We start from the raw sequence: 16,278 nt of genomic DNA, 5'->3' as shown, positions 1-16,278 counted from the left end.
ACAATGTCGCCCCAGTCAGGCGCGAGTACAGCGGTCGCAACGGGAACGTCAGTGGCGACCGCTGGGACGCGCGCTGGCCGAGAGGCGACCAGCGCTGCTCGTGACCGACTGGACGCCGAGCGGGTGGACTTCTGTCAGGTGTTTGCCAGCTCTGGGTTCGACCCCGAAGCCGTTCTGGCGGGCGTGAATGCGCTCGTCGACGACGAGACAGCCGTTGTCGGCTGCACGGCTGGCGGAACGTTCACTGAAGAGCGAACGATGGATGCCGGCGTGGCCGTCACGCTCGTTACCAGTGATTCGTTCCGGTTCGATACGGCCCTTGCCGCCGGTCTCAGCGAGAACACCCGTGGGGCTGTCAGAGATGCTGTCCGAGCGCTTCCCGAAGATATCGAGGAACCCTACCAGTCAGCGATCGTCCTCCACGACGGGCTGTCGGGCGTCGGTGAACAGTTGTCGCTGTCAGTCCAGCGACGGCTTGGCCCCTATGTCGAATTCGCAGGTGGGGCAGCGTCTGACGGTCTCCGGATGGAGTCGACACCAGTGTTTTGCGATGAGTCGGTTGTCGACGACGCAGTCGTTATCGTACTCGTCTCCGGCGAAAAGCGTCCGATCATTACCGTCAATCACGGCCACAGCCCCATCTCAGAGCCGTGGGAGGTAACCGAGGTCTCCGGGAACGTGGTTCACGAACTCGACGGTGAACCAGCGTTTGCGGTATGGAAAGACGCTGTTCGAGACCACGCTGTGGAGACATCGGGGGTAGCCGTCGACGACGTCCCAGTCGGGTCAGCGGCGCTCAGGAAGCTCATGGTCGAATACCTGTTCGGTATCGACCAGGGTGAAACCTACAAGATCCGCTGGCCCCGGACTGCGATTGAAGAGACTGGCGCACTGCAGTTTGCCGTCGATATTCCGGAGGGAACTGTCCTCCGCGTAATGCATGGCAACAAAGCTGACCAGATCGCGTCCGCCGAACAGGCTGCTGCCGACGCTGTCTCGCTGTGTGACGGTCCCATCGCTGGCGCGTTCGTCTACGACTGCGCGTGTCGTCAGATTCTCTTCGACGACGCGTTTTCGGCGACTGTCGATGGTATCACATCGACCCTGTCGGCCCCAGTTGCTGGGTTTGAGACGTACGGAGAGCTGTGTATGCAGGCCGGACAACTCAGTGGCTTTCACAACACGACAACGGTGCTCTTTGCACTGCCGGAGTAACAGATGAATCGAACAGGACTCGTCTCAAAGTTCGCAGAAACGGTCGGCATCGAGAAGGCGTCGGCTATCGTCGACGACGCGATGGCTGACCTGGGTATCAGTGGCGACACGGAGATAGACGACACGGATGCACAGGATATCTGTGATATAATCCAGCACAACAACGAGGGATACGTCGCACTCGTCGCGAGTGAACTCCGCGTGCAGCTGGCGGCACAGGAACGGTTTGACGCGCTCCTGGGGAACATCCCAAACCCGGCTGTCGTCGTCGAGTTTGAGCAGCGAGAACCGTACGTCAAGTCGATCAACGAAGCGTTCGCGGACACGTTCGGCTACGACCAGACGGATGCAGTCGGAACGGAGCTTCGGACACTCCTCGCGCCGCCCGGAGCCGACTCCGAAGTCATCAGGGCAGACTGGTGGGAACAGACCGGCCAGTCGGAGCAAGAGGTCAGGCGGACGACTGCATCAGGCGAGATACGGACCTACCTGTTCCGGAGTACCATCGTCACCCGTGACAGCAGCCAGCTGGAAGGGTACGGGATATACACCGACATCACCGAGCGCAAGCGCCGCGAACAACAGCTGAAACACCAGAACGAGCGGCTTGACGAGTTTGTCAGTATCGTCAGCCACGACCTTCGGAACCCGTTGAACGTCGCATCCGGCCGCACCCACCTTCTGCTCGGCGACATCGAGGATGCGGCTGTTCGGGAGGGGTTACAGGAGGTCGCCGCGGCACACGAGCGGATGGCACGGATCCTCGATGACACGCTGACGCTCGCTCGTCAGGGGCGGGTCGTCGGAGAGACCACGAGCGTCTCCATCGAAGCCGTCGCAGCCGACGCGTGGCAACAGGTCGAAACCGGGGACGCAACGCTTACCATCGAAACCGACGCGACCATCGAGGCGGACTCAGAGCGCCTCCAGCAGCTATTCGAGAATCTCTACCGGAACGCCATCGAGCACGCGGGCGCGGAATGCACCGTCGTCGTTTCCGCGCCCGAGACACATGAGAACGGGTTCTCCATCGCCGACGACGGCCCCGGCATTTCACCGGACGACCGTGAGCTAGTGTTCGAACACGGCTACTCGACGAACTCGGACGGGACAGGATTTGGCCTGTCGATCGTTCAGAGCATCGCCGAAGCACACGGCTGGTCGGTCGCAGTCTCGGAGAGCGAGAGGGGCGGTGCGCGGTTCGATGTCCGCTGGTAATCAGGCCAGTTCGTCTTCGATGACCGACCGCAGGTCGGCGATGTCCGCAGCGTCGTACGCCAGCGTCTCGTCGTTGACAGTGATATCGAGCCGGTTCGAGCCGTTTGCTTCGCCCAGTTCCGTCACCGGGGCGATGCCGTCGAAAGCCTCCCGGACCGCCGCCGGGTCGGTCGTCTCGAACACGACGCGGCCGGGCCGCTCGTTGAACAGGAGTCGGTTCCGGCTGCCGCGCTCGACCGGCTCGATGTCGACCGACGCACCGGCGTCCTCGTGGACCATCTCGGCCAGCGTTACCGCGAGGCCGCCGTGGCTCACGTCGTGGCTCGCCAGTACGTGGTCGGCGTCGGCGACCTCGGCAATCGTCTCGACAACGTCCGTCGAGTCCGCCGGGAGGGCGGGGAAGCGGTCGGTGCCGCCGAACTGCGCGGTGTACTCGGACCCGCCCAGACGCGGGTCGGTTTTGCCCTCCAGTGCGGTGTCCCCGACGACGACGAGCGTTCCCTCGCCGGACAGCGACAGCGGCGGGGCATCGTAGCCTTCCTTGACCCCGACCAGCGCGAGCGTCGGCGTGGGCGGAATCGGCCCGTCCTGTGAATCGTTGTACAGCGAGACGTTGCCGCCGACGACCGGCACGTCGAGGTCACTGCACATATCCGCCAGGCCGTCGACGATACCCTTGAAGCCGCCGTACACGTCCGGTTTCTCGGGGTTGCCGCCGTTCAGACAGTCCACAGCCGCATGGGGTGTCGCGCCCTTCGCGGCGACGTTCGTGGCGTTTTCCAGCGCGACGGCGCGTGCACCTTCGTACGGCGCGGCGTCGGTCCAGTTGGGGTCCGCGCCAGCAGAGAACGCCAGTCCGGTCCCGGCCTCACGGATGGCGAGCAGTGCGGCGTCGTCGCCGGGCAGGACGCTCGTGCGGACCTGCACCTCGTGGTCGTACTGGCGGTACACCCACCGCTTCGAGGCGCAGTTCGGGCTGCTGACGATCTCCTCGAAGGCTTCCTCCAGCGCGACCGTTGGCAGGTCTCGTTCCTGTCTTGGCGGCGCGTCGCTGGGCAGGTCGTTCATCGGCGCGCCCTCACCGAGGAACTCCGCGTCCACGTCGACGACTGTCTCGCTGTCTCGCGGGCGCTGCCCGCTCGACTTGTCCGAGACAGTTGTCTCGCTCCCCTCGAACGTACAGACGTAGTTCGTGCCCGGCTCGGTGAGTTCGCCGATGACCGAACAGCCGAGGTCGTATCGCTCGGCGAGTTCGGCCACGCGGTCGACGTTCTCCGGCGCGACCTCGTACACCATCCGCTCCTGGCTCTCTGCGAGGAGAATCTCCATGGCGTTCATGTTCGGTTCACGCTGGTGGACGCGGTCGAGTTCGATACGTGCACCGAGGCCGCCCTTGGCGACCAGTTCGGACGACGCGCCGCCGAGGCCAGCGGCCCCAAGGTCGCGGGCCGACTCGACGAGTTCCTCGTCCAGCAGCGCCTCGTTGCACTCGACGAGTAGCTTCTCCGAGTACGGGTCGCCGACCTGCACGGCCGGTCGGTCCTCCGTTTCAGCGTCCTCCGCGAGGTCCTCGCTGGCGAAGGACGCCCCGCCGAGCCCGTCTCGCCCCGTCGCGTTGCCGACGAGAACGAGCTTGTTGCCCGGCTTCTGGGCCTCGGCGGTGATGGTCCGCTCGGGCTCCAGCAGGCCGATACAGGACACGTTCACGAGCGGGTTCCCCTCGTAGTCGTCGTGGAAGGCGACGCTGCCGGCCACTGTCGGGACGCCGATGCAGTTCCCGTAGTGGGAGATGCCCTCGACGACGCCCTCGAAGAGATAGCGGGAGTGCTCACGGTCGAAATCGCCGAAGTACAGACAGTCAGCCAGCGCGATGGGGTAGGCCCCCATCGACAGCGTGTCGCGGACGATCCCGCCCACGCCGGTCGCTGCCCCGTCGAACGGGTCGACGTAGGACGGGTGGTTGTGGGACTCGACGCCCATCGTGATGTACATCTCCTCGCCGTCGCCGTGGGACGGCAGGGAGACGACGGCTGCGTCGTCGCCGGGGCCGATGACGACCTGATCGCCTTCGGAGTCGAACGCCGACAGCAGGGGGCGAGAGGAGCGATACGCGCAGTGTTCGCTCCAGAGGTTCTCGAAGAGAGCGGCCTCCGCCCGTGTCGGCTCCCGACCGATCTCCTCGACCACGAGTTCGTGGTCCGCGTCGGACAGGCTCATTACCTCCTCGTGGCCGCCCACAAGATAAGTCCCTTTCCATGCACCCGCGCTGGCAGGACGCGAACGTCCGGCAGCACACAACTCGCACCTGTCGAGGCGAGCGCCTGTTCAACAACCCGACACACCGTCCATAGCTGAGACTCACAGCTGAATACGAGTGGGCACCGGCATCGGCTATGGACTTTCAGGAGGGACAATATTGGTCTTTAGAATAGCTATCCCGCGTACAATTACCTCAAAATCTCTGGAGAGCCCATATCTCTCTCCTTTTCAAATCAGATAACTGGCCCTCGCAGTATATATGGCCGCTAGCCATACCCGAATGCAGTATGGGTGCTGCCGACGGTGACTGGCTGACGCTGGAAGGGAGTTCTTTCTCCGGCCGGTCCTTCTCCAGCGTGTGGGCGGTGGCGCTGGCGACCTACGGCGTCGGGGACGTGGTTACCACCATCGCCATCGTCTATTTCGTGCCGACGTTCACCGAGGCGAATCCCGCGATCCGGTGGGCGATCCAGTCGTTCGGCGGCGGCGGCTTCCTCGGCCTCAAACTCCTCGTGATATACTGCTGTCTCGGCGTGAGCATCTGGGGCGGCGTGCTCGAAGAAGACCCGTTGCTCTACTACGGTCCGCCGGTGCTTCTGACAGTGATGGGGCTCGCCGTGACCGGGTTCAACCTCAATCTGCTGTTTTCCTGAGGAACCGCCGTTTTACTGCCGGACTATTCAGCCGTCGCGTTGCCCGCGGTGGTCCCGTCCGACTGGTTGTTAGCCGGAGTCTCTGTCGGAGTTTCGGACAGGAGCGCGCTCGGCGGTGGGGAGGCACTGCCGCCGCTTTCGGTCGAAGTGGCGTCAGTTCCGTCCGGTGTCGACTCCGTCGGGCTTGGCGTCATCTCGGTGGCGGGCTCAGAAGTCGCGTCGCTGTTGTCGGTGAGACCGAGGGTCCCAACGCCAGCACCGACGACGGCGAGTAAAACGAGAAGGACCAGTCCCAGAAGCCGCTTGTTGTAGGTTCCGTCCGCATCCCGAAAGATATCGCTATCCATCTCGGCTCCGCCTCCGGCGGGCCGCGACGCCGCACTGTAAGTACTCCGATACCATCGTTTTTTGATAGGTTGTTGCTTTCTGTCGTGGAGGGACCCTCCACTATCCCACCAAGCCACCGATATCCCACCCAGTCGGCTCAGCTTACGATATGTCGCCCAGCAAACCGTATAACGTTTTCCATGTACTCAGCCGTCAGAACGGCACGCTCTCGTCGGACGATTCGTCCGCATCGTCCGTCCGGAGTTCACCGGTTTTCCGGTACCGCGTTTCGAGTTGCTGGAGTTTGTCGTTGATACTCGTACTCTGGTGGTGGCCAGGGCTCACGCGGACGCGGACAAGGTCGTACTCGTGGCGGTCCGACAGCCCGTTCCAGGCGCGAAACGCGCCGACAGTCAGCGTGTCGCTCTGGGGGCAGAACTCGGTCGTCGGCGTGAACTCGGCTCGCAACACGCTCCTGTCGTCCGTCTCACGGCCGTAGCGGAAGCCCGCGTCCGGGTGCCGATGGTCGAGGTTCAGCCGTGCGAGGTTGTACCCGAAAGTCATGTCGTACACGCCGCGCTCGTCGAACAGGTCCATCGTGAGTCGGTGGAACGCGGCGTGGTCGGTGCCGGTCAGTACTGCTGTCTCAGACAGGAACGGGCCGGGGTCAGGGTTGTGTTCGGGAACGAACGTCCCGTAGCTATCGAACCCGACGTCTGAGCCGCCACGGAGGCCGGAGAGAAGGCTCATACTGAATCGAACGGGCGGCATCCATCAGGACCTACTCCCGAACGTGTTCGGGGGAACCCCCTCACCGACGCCCGGCGAACGCTCAGGTGATGCCAGCAACCACACTCGACCTGCGCGAGACGCCGCCGCCGGAGCGACACTCGAAGATACACGACTCCTTCGAGGCGCTGTCCTCAGGGGAGACGCTTCGGATTATCAACGATCACGAGCCAAAGCCGCTGTTCTACGAGATGCAAGCCGAGGTCGAGGCGTTCGACGCGGCGAATTATCGGTGCGAGCAGGACGGCCCACAGAAGTTCGTCGCCGACCTTCCGAAACAATGAGCGAATCTACCGTCACAGAAACGGAGCGAGCAACGCTCGACGGCGACGGGGACGGCCGGACGAGGTTGTTCGACGGGGAGCCAAAGACCATCCGGTTGACACTCGATGCGGGCGAGTCGATTCCGGCCCACAAGCATCCCGGTCGGGACATCGTGTTCCTCCTCCGTTCGGGCGCCGTGGACCTGACGCTCGGCGACGAGACGGTGTCGCTCTCTCCCGGCGACGTCGTCCGGTTCGACGGTGACCAGGACATCTCCCCCGCCGCAACGGCGGACAGCGAGGCACTGCTCGTTTTGGCGTCGTCGGAGTAGGCTCACTCGAACAGGGAAATCGCGGTTTCGATCCGCTCGTCGTCCGCACTCCTCGCCGCGTCCTGTAGAGTTGCCCGGGGGACGGCGAGCAATCGGTCGACGAGCCGTTCGCTCAGTTTTTCGACCGCAAGCTGCTGGTCAGCCGTCAGTTCACCGTCCTGCTGTAGCTGTGACAGCGTCCGTTCGAGTTGCTCCCGCTGAATCTTCGCACCACGGCTGTCGATACGAGCGATCGCTTCTTCGACGTCGACAGGCGGCTCCGTGTTCTGATTCATCTGTGCCAGATGACTGTCACTGTCGCGTCGTCGGTCTCAACACTTTCGTACTCGTAGCCTCTGTCCTCGAGTTTCGGATAGAGGTGCTGTGGGGCGCGGTCGTTGAACTGGACGAGGACGGTGTCGTCGTCAAGGTCCGCAAGCCGCTCTAGTGTCTGCTTGAGCGGCTTTGGCGGCCCCAGCGACTGCACATCGAGGCGTTCCGTCGGCGCGTCACCGGGCGCACCGGTTTCCGAAATCAGGGCCGCGATTTGCTCTGTTGGCTGGTGGTTCGACGTCATGTGTTCGCGTTCGGTTGTGAACGGGCCGACCCTTTCCCCGAACATATTCGGCCTCAGTGCCAGCAGGGACAAGGTCGTACTACACAGCAATGAGCGGAATACCTGCCGACGTGGACGCAGACGCCGCCCCGCCGATGACGGTCCCGCTGCGTCATTTCGTCGTCGCGCTGGCGTTTCTGGTCGCCGGTGTCACCGTCGGCGTCGTCGAGGGCCGTGCTGGCCACCTCGCACAGGTCCACCTCCTGCTCGCGGGGTGGGTCTGTCTCACCATCATGGGCGCACTGACGCAGTTCGTCCCGGTCTGGTGTGGCATCGAACTCCACTCGCGCCGCCTCGCTGCAGCGCAGTTACCACTCGCTGCGGTCGGGTTCGCGGGTCTGGCCGCTGGCTTCCTGACAGCGACTCCTGCCCTGCTACCGGTCGCCGGCGCGTTCGCGCTGATCGGCGTCTGGACGCTCTGTTACAACATCGGACGGACGCTACTCGCTGCGGAGCCCGACGTCACGGCGATTCATTTCGGCTGGGCACTGGTGTTTTTCGCCCTCGTGACGGCCGCCGGGATAGTGTTGGCGCTGGATCACGCTGCCGGCGTCCTCCCGATTTTGGGAATCGGCCGGCAGGGGCTCTTGCTGGCCCACGGGACACTCGCCGTGTTCGGTGCTGTCCTGACGACTGTCGCGGGTGCACTGGCACAGCTCGCCCCGATGTTCACGCAGGCCGACACAGGCAGGGTCGATGCAGCGGTCCAGCGGGCGGAGACGGCCGTCTATCCGTTCGGCGTTCTTGCGCTCGCCGGCGGTCGCCTAGTTGGGTCACCCGTTCTGGCCCGGTTCGGCGCAGTTCTCGTCGCTGCTGGCCTTGGCGTGGTGGCGGTGCTCTTGGCGCGACAGCTCGTCGGGGCGCGTGTCGAGTGGTCCCCGATGTTGACCCGATACAGCGTCGCAGCGCTGTCGCTGTTTCTCTGGGCCGGACTGACGGTGTTCGCGTGGTGGAACGACCCGCTGGCGTACGCCGGGCTGCTCGGTCAGCCGTCGACGGTGCTGCTCGTCGGCGGCGTCGGCTTCGTCGTCCTCGGGACGCTGTATCACGTCGTCCCGTTTATCGTCTGGGTCCACCGGTACAGCGACCGCCTCGGCTTCGAGGACGTGCCGATGGTCGATGACCTGTACGACCACCGAATCGCGGCAATAGATGGTGTGGCGCTGACAGTTGCGTACGGCCTCCTCGTGAGCAATCAGTGGCTCGAGACACCGGACGGCACGGCGTTAGTCGCCGGGGCGCTCGCGTTTTTCGGGACTGTCCTGTTCGCGGGGAACCTCGTCGCCGTCCTCGTCGAACACAGCCCGCAATCGCTACCAACACTCCTGACCGGTCGTGGACGCACGCCCGCCGAGGACTCGTAACTCAGTTCGTCGTGGTCGGCTGGTCAGTGTACACCGAGTAGGTCAGAATAAAGAACCCAGCAGCGGTGAACAGTTCTTCGACAGTGACGCTCTGTGCGACCGGCATGCCGACGAACTGGTGGAGGCTGCCGCCGAGTATTGCACCCAGTGTGACGAACCCGATACCGAGACAGAGCGCTCGCATCGCCGGTGCCCGAGTGCGGCGGTATGCGCGGTATGTCAACGTCGTCAGTATCACACCGCAGAACAGCGTGACTGTCTTCATCCCGATTAACAACACTGCGTTCGCTCCAAGCATGGCTTTGATTGACACGTCCTGATAAATATACCGTCCGTAGCGTTTCCAGTCGGTGAGAATACCAGTGTCACGACACGATACGGACCAGTTGCCCGCTCCGGCCGAAATCGAGAAGCGAGAGGCGACGAGATTGCTGCGCGGGTACGTCGCGTGGTCACTACCGAACGTACAGCGAGTACAGGATGATACCCAGGCCGATGGCCGTCAGTGAACTCGACGTGAAGACGCTCACGGAGAGCAGTTGCTGACCGAGATACCTGCCGACAACGATATCGAGAACGCCACCAATAAATGCGCCAAGGGTCACCACACCGAACCCGTAGGTGAGCCACTTGTGCTGGGGGCTTTTCGTCCGGCTGTACGCCTGATACGAGTAGTACGTAATCAGTCCGCCAAGAATGAGGATCAGTGTCTTCGAGACGACGATGCCGACCTGTGAACTTGGAATGTGTACCATGGTTATGTCTCCTTTCGCACCTCGGACCAGAGGTTTTCGAGCCGTTGGTCCGGCGTCCGAGCGCGGTGTGAGATGTCGACGGTGAGCGACAGTTCCTCGTCGAGACTGATGACGACCTCCTCGAAGTCGATCGCGTATCGGCTCGCGTGTTGGCCGTCCGACCGGACTTCGACGCCCTCGTACAGCAACGAGGACTCGGTCAGTAGTTCGAGCTTTCGGTAGGTCGTCGATAGCGGTACGCCGCTCCGGTCGGATATCTCGCTCGCCGTCAACGGTTCCTCCAGTACGCTGACAATGGCGCGACAGTCCTCGTCGTCGAGTGCGTCGAGGACCGTCTGTAACTCCGGCGTCTCCTCGTCAGCGAAGGGGTCCCGGACCATCCTTGCTCGACACTGCCCGCCCAAGACGTTTAATGTAACCGACTTGGGAGCGCTTACCGCCCGACACAGCCGACGTTTGCGCCACACAGCACGCAATATATGGGGGACTTATCTGTAACCGTTCGTTCGTTCCCAGCAACTGAGAACGCTTCTGTCGGTCTGAGAACTCCCTTCGGGGGGTTTATACTGTGGTGTCTTATCCACAGTTGCTTATGGAAGACCAGATTGGCGCACCCGGATCGGGCATCTCCCGTCGTGACTTCGTGAAAGCCTCCGGCCTCGGTGGCACGGTCGCGCTTGCGGGCTGTACCGCCCCGGGTGAGGTTCCGACCGAAGAGTCAGTCGACACCAGCACAACTCCAGCACAATCCGACAGCGACCTCCCGACCACGTCGCCGCCTGAGATCGTCAACGTCGACGAACAGGGTGGCGAAGTGACGCTCTCCTCTGTCCCGGCAAAGCACGAGGCCCATCCCGGCGAGTCGATGGGCGGCCCGGTCGAACTGCCAAAGGTGTGGGCGTTCAAGGCCGACGACGGCGAACCGAGCGTTCCGGGACCGATTCTCCGGACGACGGAAGGCGAGGACATGGAGGTCACCTTCGACAACACGGACGGCATGCGCCCGCACACGGTCCACTTCCACGCCGTCCAGAAGCAGTGGGAAGACGACGGCGTCCCGACGACGACGGGCATCCGCATCGACCCCGGCGAGAAACACACCTACACGATCCCCGCGAACGTGACGGGCACGCATCTCTATCACTGCCACTACCAGACTCACCGCCACATCGACATGGGGATGTACGGCATCTTCCGCGTCGACCCGAAGGGCTACGAACCGGCCGACAAGGAGTACTTCATGACGCTGAAGGAGTGGGACTCCCGACTCAACCGTCAGATGGCCGGCATGGACGCCAGCTACGATGTTCGCAACCGTCGCCCCGATACGTTCACGGTCAACGGCAAGTCCGCGCCGCGGACGCTGCATCCCGAGGACGGCTCGCCGATCATCGTCGAGCAGGGCGATACGGTGCGTATCCACATGTGTAATAACGGGTACATGGACCACCCGATGCACATTCACAACCACCGGTTCCAGGTGACCCACAAGGACGGCGGGAAGATTCCGGAAGCCGCCCGCCACGACCAGGACATCACCAGCATCCCGCCCGCCGGTCGGCACACTATCGAGTTCGAGGCCGACGCCGACCCCGGCATCTACCTCGCGCACTGTCACAAGGTCAGCCACGCGATGAACGGGACCTCCTACCCCGGTGGGATGATCACCGGTGTCGTCTACAAGGAGGCGATGGACACCGACATCTTCAAACAGCTGATGGACTACGCCGGCTACGAAGCGTAAGACGGCGTTTCGATAGGCTGCGTGAGTTGATTGGTCTTTTCGCGGGACATCTCGGCTACATTCGAATAGCAGACTTTCCTTTTAAGCCACGCAGGCACGACCCGTTAGTAAATCAGATACTGCTATACCAAAATTCGGAGTTCGGCTATTGCGACCACTTCCGGCAGCCACGAGCAACTCGACTGTGACCGCTATCCTCCAGTCTCACTCTGTGCTTGCACAGCTCCCGCCCAGCGTCTGGACGGCAAACGCTGTATTCCAATCGAACTGAAACGCCGTTGACCGAGTGGTTCCCAGTAGCTGAGAACACGCTAGTCCCGTTTTTCTTGGGGAGTCTAACAGAGGGGTATGGAAGAGTTCGACCACGAGGTAGACGCCCCGCGCGGCGCAACGAGTCGCGAGTGGGAGGTGTTCGTCCGCGAGGACACGGCGGACCCGCTCACCCACGTCGGCAGTGTCAGCGCGCCGTCCGCCGACATCGCCAGAGAGCAGGCAGCGTCGCTGTTCGCGCGGACGGCCGTCACACTGTGGTTGTGTCCTGCCGACGAGACGCACCGCTACCAGACGGACGAGGCGACGCTCGGAACGGGGAACGCGGGGGACGACGCCACTATGAGCGTCGACGAGATGGAGTCGGAGACGCTCCGGGGTGAAAACCGATGATTTCGGTCTCGAAACTGCTCTGTGACCTCGACGCTGAGGGGGACGGCCTCCGGTACGACGCGGCCAACGAGTCGACCAAACGCCAGATCCGGGACGAGAAGCAGCGCCGGCCCGTCGTCGTCTGGAACGTCACCAAGCAGTGCAACCTCTACTGTGATCACTGCTATGCTGCCGCCGACACCGAAATCGCCGACGGGGAGCTCTCGACCGCGGAGGGGAAAGCGCTGCTCGATGACCTGGCCGACTACGGCGCGCCGGTGGTGCTGTTCTCCGGCGGCGAGCCGCTCGTCCGGCAGGACCTCGAAGAACTGGTCGCCTACGCGAACGAGGTCGGCGTCCGACCGGTGCTTTCGACCAACGGGACGCTCATCACCGAAGAGCGCGCCCGGTCGCTCAAGGACGCCGGGCTGAAATACGCTGGCGTCTCAGTCGACGGGCTGCCGGAGCGAAACGACGACTTCCGCGGGGTCGACGGCGCGTTCGAGGGCGCGGTTCAGGGGATAGAGAACTGCCTCGACGCGGGCCTGAAGACCGGACTCCGGTACACGATCACCGAGCGCAACGCCGCGGACCTGGAGGGCGTCGTCGACCTGCTGACCGACGTGGGCGTGGACCGCTTCTGCTTCTACCACCTGGACTACGGCGGCCGCGGGACCGAGATTGTCGACGCCGATCTCACGCCCGAGGACCGCCGGCAGGCGGTGAAGCGAGTCTGTGACATGACTCGCGAGTACCACGACCGCGGCGAGGAGATCGAGACGCTACTGGTCGGTAACTACGCCGACGCGGCCTACCTCGTCGAGTACGCCCGCGAGCACATGAGCGAGGCACAGGCCCAGCGGGTGTACGAGTACCTGCGGGTCAACGGCGGGGACCCGACCGGCGAACGCGTCGCCGACGTGGACTATCAGGGCAACGTCCACCTCACGCAGTTCTGGCAGGGGTACTCGCTGGGGAACGTCCGCGACCGCTCGTTCGGCGCTATCTGGGAGGACGAGTCGAACCCGCTTCTGACGGCACTCCGCAACCGCGAAGAGCACCTCACGGGGAAATGCGCCGACTGCCGCTACGCCGAGGTCTGTCGCGGCGGGTCCCGGCTCCGGGCGCTCACCGTGGAAGACGACCTGTTCGCCCCGGACCCGCAGTGTTACCTGGAAGACGAGGAGATCCACGGGTCGCCGCCGTTCGACACCGGTGAGCGCTCGGTGGCGAGCGGGAGCTCGGCCGACTGAGTCGGCAGCGTCTAACCCCATTTTAATCCCCACCAAGCTGAGGGGGCTCACTCATTCCTGCACACCAGTAATTGCAACATGCGACCGTCGATTGACGGTCGTATCGTCGGGAAGCACACGCTCAGTCTCGTGGGACAGATGGGCGTTCTTCGGGCACTCGGCTGCCTTGGACACGGCGGCCGGTTTGTTCTCTGTGAGAACGGGGGCGGACCGGGGCGTTTTTGCCCTGCCCCCCGTTATCGATACCTGTGCAGTCGGTTGAGCTACACGCGCACTCGTCGCTGTCGTACGACGGCCGGGACCCGGTCGAGCTCCTCTTAGAGCAAGCCAGCGCCGTCGGACTGGACGCGCTGGCCGTGACTGACCACGACGAAATCGACGCCAGCCTCCGGGCGGCCGAACTCGCCCCGGAGTACGGCCTCGTCGGGATTCCCGGGATGGAGGTCACATGTGCCGCCGGACACGTCCTCGCTCTGGGGATTCAGGAGGCGATTCCGCCACACCTTCCGTTCGAGGAGACGCTCGACCGCATTCGCGATCAGGGGGGACTCGCAGTCGTCCCACACCCGTTTCAGGAGTCCCGCCACGGCGTGCTGGAACACATCTCGAAGGCCGAACTCGCGACGGCCGACGCCATCGAAGTGTACAACTCGCGGCTGCTGACCGGACGGTCGAACCGGCAGGCCGAGCGGTTCGCCCGTCGCAACGGGTTGCCGATGACCGCCGGCAGTGACGCCCACATCGCGGAGATGGTCGGGCAGGCAGTCACCAACGTCGGCACGGACGAACGAACGGCCGACGCGATTCTCGACGCCATCCGCCAGGGCGAGACGACTGTCGAGGGCAAGCGGACGCCGTGGCGGATTAGCTTCCGGCAGGCCGCCGGCGGGGCGAAGCGACGCGTCAAGAACGGCATTGCGGAACTACTGCAGTGATGCAGGGAGCTGACCCAGATACCGTCGCCGACGCCCTCGACAGCGGCGACGCGCTGCCGGGAAGCGGCGGGTTCGCGGGCGAACTGGACGGAACGCTCCTCCGGGACGTTCTCGGGCGATACCCGCTGTTCGTGGAGCGGACTGTTTCTGACGGGGAGCCTCTCGACCCCGGGCAGTGGAGCCGCGACCCGACCGCGCTGGCCGATCCGCGGTCGTTCCCCGCCGGTCATATTCGGGACGACAACGGGACCCGGCAGCGGTGGTCGCTCCCGTCGCCCGACCCGTTCAGCGACCGCGAGACAGCCATCAATCGGGTTCGCGAGGCTGTCGAGACGAGCATCGACGCCGTCGACACTGATTCTCTCGCTATCGCGTTCTCAGGCGGTGTGGACTCGGCGCTGCTCGCGGCTCGTCTCGACGCGCCGCTGTACGTCGCGGGCTTCCCGGACAGTCACGACGTTGAGGCCGCTCGGTCGGCCGCCGACCTGCTGAGGACCGAGGTCCGTGTGGTCGAACTGACTCACGAGGCTATCGAGCGGGCGGTCCCCGAAATCGCACACGCCACCGGTCGAACCAACGCCATGGCGGTCCAAATTGCGCTCCCGCTGTATCTCGCCGCGGAACGGGTCGCCGCCGACGGCTTCGACCGGCTGGCGCTCGGCCAGGGAGCCGACGAGCTGTTCGGTGGCTACGCAAAAGTCGCAAAGGCCCCCGAGGACCCCCGCGTAGAAGCCGACACCGTCCGCGGGGCACAGCGGGAGGTCATCGGCTCGCTCCCCGACCAGTTGGAGCGGGACGTGCTCGCACTGCGGGCCGCCGGCGTCGAGCCGGTGACACCGCTGTTACACGACCGCGTTGTCGAGGCCGCGCTCCGACTGGACGGCGAGCTGCTCGTGGACGGCGAGACGCGGAAGGTCGCGCTCCGGGCGGCAGCGCGCGGATCACTCCCCGACGAGATCGCAAACCGGGACAAGAAGGCCGCACAGTACGGCTCACTCGCCGCCCGGGAACTGGACCGTCTGGCCCGACAGGCCGGCTACAAGCGCCGGATGGACGACCACGTCACGCAGTACGTCGAGTCGCTCGTGGAATGACACGGGCGGTGTCCTTGCAGTCAGCCCCGTGAATAATAATATGTAATTAGGTTTTAGTGTGCGGCGTCGATAGTTGTTCTCGAATGATAGGTGTTCGATGTGAACGCCGCCCCAGCGAATCCCTGGCAGTACAGTGGGGTGGGCCGTAATGACACAACACCGGCGGTCAGTCGTCAAAGCCGTGAGCTACCGACTATTCGCGACCAGCGTCGTGTTCGGCATCGCCTTCCTGTTTACCGGTGAACTCGGGTCGTCTGCGAAAATCGGGCTTTCAGCGGCGGCTGCTAAGACAGTCCTGTACTACGTGTGGGAACGACTCTGGGCGAACATCGACTGGGGAGTCAGTGAGGCGTAAGTCACTCGCCGACAGCACCGATTGCCTGCTGGCCGACCTCGACGACGTCTGCCGGGAGTTCATCGCTCCGATTCTGTAGGTCATTAGCAGAGAACCATTCCCAGTCCTCGGCCGGCTGTTCGCCCGGCCCCGGCGCGATATCGCGGGTATCCGCCCGGCCGTAGAAGATGAAGTCGATGTGTTGGTGGCCGACCTCGCCTTCGGCGTTCACGTTGATGTCCTCCAGCAGGAAGTGCTGTGGTTGGGGCATCGACTGGACCGTTTCGCTTTCGATGTCCTGCTGTGGGGCAATGAGGGCCACGTCGAGGCCCAGTTCCTCGCGCGTCTCGCGGAGCGCGGCCTCGTGGGGGAGTTCGTCGCGGTCGATGTGGCCGCCGGCGGGCAGCCACATGTCGAGCTTACTGTGTTCGTGGAGCGCGACACAACCCTCGCTAACGACGTAGACGGTTGCGACAAAATGCCGAGTAGTTTCCATACCGACGGCA

Annotated in this window: 21 protein-coding genes; 12 read left to right on the top strand and 9 right to left on the bottom strand. The window is 63.9% G+C overall.

What is annotated here, in order from left to right; genetic code table 11:
* Positions 1 to 3: 3 nt before the first annotated feature.
* On the top strand, positions 4 to 1,215 hold the full coding sequence (locus AV929_RS04700) for an FIST signal transduction protein (protein ID WP_064287582.1): 1,212 nt from the start codon (positions 4 to 6) through the stop codon (positions 1,213 to 1,215).
* A 3-nt stretch (positions 1,216 to 1,218) separates the two neighbouring features.
* Positions 1,219 to 2,433 (top strand): HAMP domain-containing sensor histidine kinase, encoded by a 1,215-nt coding sequence (locus AV929_RS04695; protein WP_064287581.1) that lies wholly within the window; start codon positions 1,219 to 1,221, stop codon positions 2,431 to 2,433.
* On the opposite strand, the gene purL is transcribed toward AV929_RS04695, so the two are convergent.
* Positions 2,434 to 4,650, bottom strand: coding sequence for a phosphoribosylformylglycinamidine synthase subunit PurL (purL, locus tag AV929_RS04690; RefSeq protein WP_064287580.1), 2,217 nt, complete (start codon positions 4,648 to 4,650; stop codon positions 2,434 to 2,436).
* Between the two features lie 329 nt (positions 4,651 to 4,979).
* Between purL and AV929_RS04685 the strand changes: the two genes are divergently transcribed.
* Positions 4,980 to 5,345 (top strand): hypothetical protein, encoded by a 366-nt coding sequence (locus AV929_RS04685; protein ID WP_008313166.1) that lies wholly within the window; start codon positions 4,980 to 4,982, stop codon positions 5,343 to 5,345.
* A gap of 23 nt (positions 5,346 to 5,368) precedes the next feature.
* Here the strand turns inward: AV929_RS04685 and AV929_RS04680 are convergent, their stop codons facing one another.
* Positions 5,369 to 5,692, bottom strand: a complete 324-nt coding sequence (locus AV929_RS04680; protein WP_008313168.1) for a hypothetical protein — start codon at positions 5,690 to 5,692, stop codon at positions 5,369 to 5,371.
* 193 nt (positions 5,693 to 5,885) lie between these two features.
* Positions 5,886 to 6,422 carry a hypothetical protein gene (locus tag AV929_RS04675; RefSeq protein WP_008313170.1) on the bottom strand — a complete coding sequence of 179 codons (537 nt, stop codon included), beginning with the start codon at positions 6,420 to 6,422 and terminating at the stop codon, positions 5,886 to 5,888.
* A gap of 89 nt (positions 6,423 to 6,511) precedes the next feature.
* Between AV929_RS04675 and AV929_RS04670 the strand changes: the two genes are divergently transcribed.
* Entirely contained in the window at positions 6,512 to 6,745 is a 234-nt protein-coding gene (locus tag AV929_RS04670; RefSeq protein WP_008313171.1) for a DUF2249 domain-containing protein, read from the top strand.
* Positions 6,742 to 7,056: a cupin domain-containing protein gene (locus tag AV929_RS04665; RefSeq protein WP_014040731.1), complete on the top strand. Its 315-nt coding sequence runs from the start codon at positions 6,742 to 6,744 to the stop codon at positions 7,054 to 7,056. The genes AV929_RS04670 and AV929_RS04665 overlap by 4 nt, the downstream gene beginning before the upstream one ends.
* Positions 7,057 to 7,058: 2 nt before the next feature.
* Here the strand turns inward: AV929_RS04665 and AV929_RS04660 are convergent, their stop codons facing one another.
* Complete coding sequence (locus tag AV929_RS04660) at positions 7,059 to 7,331, bottom strand: glutamyl-tRNA reductase (RefSeq protein WP_014040730.1); 273 nt, start codon at positions 7,329 to 7,331, stop codon at positions 7,059 to 7,061.
* Positions 7,328 to 7,612, bottom strand: a complete 285-nt coding sequence (locus AV929_RS04655; RefSeq protein ID WP_064287594.1) for a DUF2249 domain-containing protein — start codon at positions 7,610 to 7,612, stop codon at positions 7,328 to 7,330. The genes AV929_RS04660 and AV929_RS04655 overlap by 4 nt, the downstream gene beginning before the upstream one ends.
* An 89-nt stretch (positions 7,613 to 7,701) precedes the next feature.
* On the opposite strand from AV929_RS04655, the gene AV929_RS04650 reads away from it, so the two are divergent.
* Positions 7,702 to 9,015: a hypothetical protein gene (locus tag AV929_RS04650; protein ID WP_064287579.1), complete on the top strand. Its 1,314-nt coding sequence runs from the start codon at positions 7,702 to 7,704 to the stop codon at positions 9,013 to 9,015.
* 1 nt (position 9,016) lies between these two features.
* Here AV929_RS04650 and AV929_RS04645 read toward each other — a convergent pair whose 3' ends face one another.
* The 3 genes from AV929_RS04645 to AV929_RS04635 all read right to left on the bottom strand — a co-directional run bounded on the left by AV929_RS04645 (position 9,017) and on the right by AV929_RS04635 (position 10,150).
* Positions 9,017 to 9,313, bottom strand: a complete 297-nt coding sequence (locus AV929_RS04645; protein ID WP_023843329.1) for a hypothetical protein — start codon at positions 9,311 to 9,313, stop codon at positions 9,017 to 9,019.
* 157 nt (positions 9,314 to 9,470) lie between these two features.
* Positions 9,471 to 9,770: a hypothetical protein gene (locus AV929_RS04640; protein ID WP_014040726.1), complete on the bottom strand. Its 300-nt coding sequence runs from the start codon at positions 9,768 to 9,770 to the stop codon at positions 9,471 to 9,473.
* Between the two features lie 2 nt (positions 9,771 to 9,772).
* Positions 9,773 to 10,150 (bottom strand): helix-turn-helix domain-containing protein, encoded by a 378-nt coding sequence (locus AV929_RS04635; protein WP_004591803.1) that lies wholly within the window; start codon positions 10,148 to 10,150, stop codon positions 9,773 to 9,775.
* Positions 10,151 to 10,362: 212 nt separating this feature from the next.
* Between AV929_RS04635 and AV929_RS04630 the strand changes: the two genes are divergently transcribed.
* The 6 genes from AV929_RS04630 to AV929_RS04605 all read left to right on the top strand — a co-directional run bounded on the left by AV929_RS04630 (position 10,363) and on the right by AV929_RS04605 (position 15,793).
* Complete coding sequence (locus tag AV929_RS04630) at positions 10,363 to 11,514, top strand: multicopper oxidase domain-containing protein (protein ID WP_014040725.1); 1,152 nt, start codon at positions 10,363 to 10,365, stop codon at positions 11,512 to 11,514.
* Between the two features lie 348 nt (positions 11,515 to 11,862).
* On the top strand, positions 11,863 to 12,177 hold the full coding sequence (locus AV929_RS04625; protein WP_014040724.1) for an Htur_1727 family rSAM-partnered candidate RiPP: 315 nt from the start codon (positions 11,863 to 11,865) through the stop codon (positions 12,175 to 12,177).
* Positions 12,174 to 13,409, top strand: a complete 1,236-nt coding sequence (locus AV929_RS04620) for a TIGR04347 family pseudo-SAM/SPASM protein (protein ID WP_014040723.1) — start codon at positions 12,174 to 12,176, stop codon at positions 13,407 to 13,409. Before AV929_RS04625 ends, AV929_RS04620 begins: the two co-directional genes overlap by 4 nt.
* Positions 13,410 to 13,657: 248 nt before the next feature.
* Positions 13,658 to 14,344: a PHP domain-containing protein gene (locus AV929_RS04615; protein WP_014040722.1), complete on the top strand. Its 687-nt coding sequence runs from the start codon at positions 13,658 to 13,660 to the stop codon at positions 14,342 to 14,344.
* Entirely contained in the window at positions 14,344 to 15,438 is a 1,095-nt protein-coding gene (locus tag AV929_RS04610) for an asparagine synthase C-terminal domain-containing protein (RefSeq protein ID WP_050007233.1), read from the top strand. The genes AV929_RS04615 and AV929_RS04610 overlap by 1 nt, the downstream gene beginning before the upstream one ends.
* Before the next feature lie 148 nt (positions 15,439 to 15,586).
* Positions 15,587 to 15,793 carry a DUF2061 domain-containing protein gene (locus AV929_RS04605; RefSeq protein ID WP_050036731.1) on the top strand — a complete coding sequence of 69 codons (207 nt, stop codon included), beginning with the start codon at positions 15,587 to 15,589 and terminating at the stop codon, positions 15,791 to 15,793.
* 1 nt (position 15,794) lies between these two features.
* Here the strand turns inward: AV929_RS04605 and AV929_RS04600 are convergent, their stop codons facing one another.
* Positions 15,795 to 16,268 carry an NUDIX hydrolase gene (locus AV929_RS04600; protein WP_050007234.1) on the bottom strand — a complete coding sequence of 158 codons (474 nt, stop codon included), beginning with the start codon at positions 16,266 to 16,268 and terminating at the stop codon, positions 15,795 to 15,797.
* Positions 16,269 to 16,278 lie beyond the last annotated feature (10 nt).

The sequence above is a fragment of the Haloarcula sp. K1 genome, from assembly GCF_001647155.1.
Classification (GTDB): domain Archaea; phylum Halobacteriota; class Halobacteria; order Halobacteriales; family Haloarculaceae; genus Haloarcula; species Haloarcula hispanica.
This window is presented reverse-complemented; position numbering and strand designations above follow the sequence as displayed.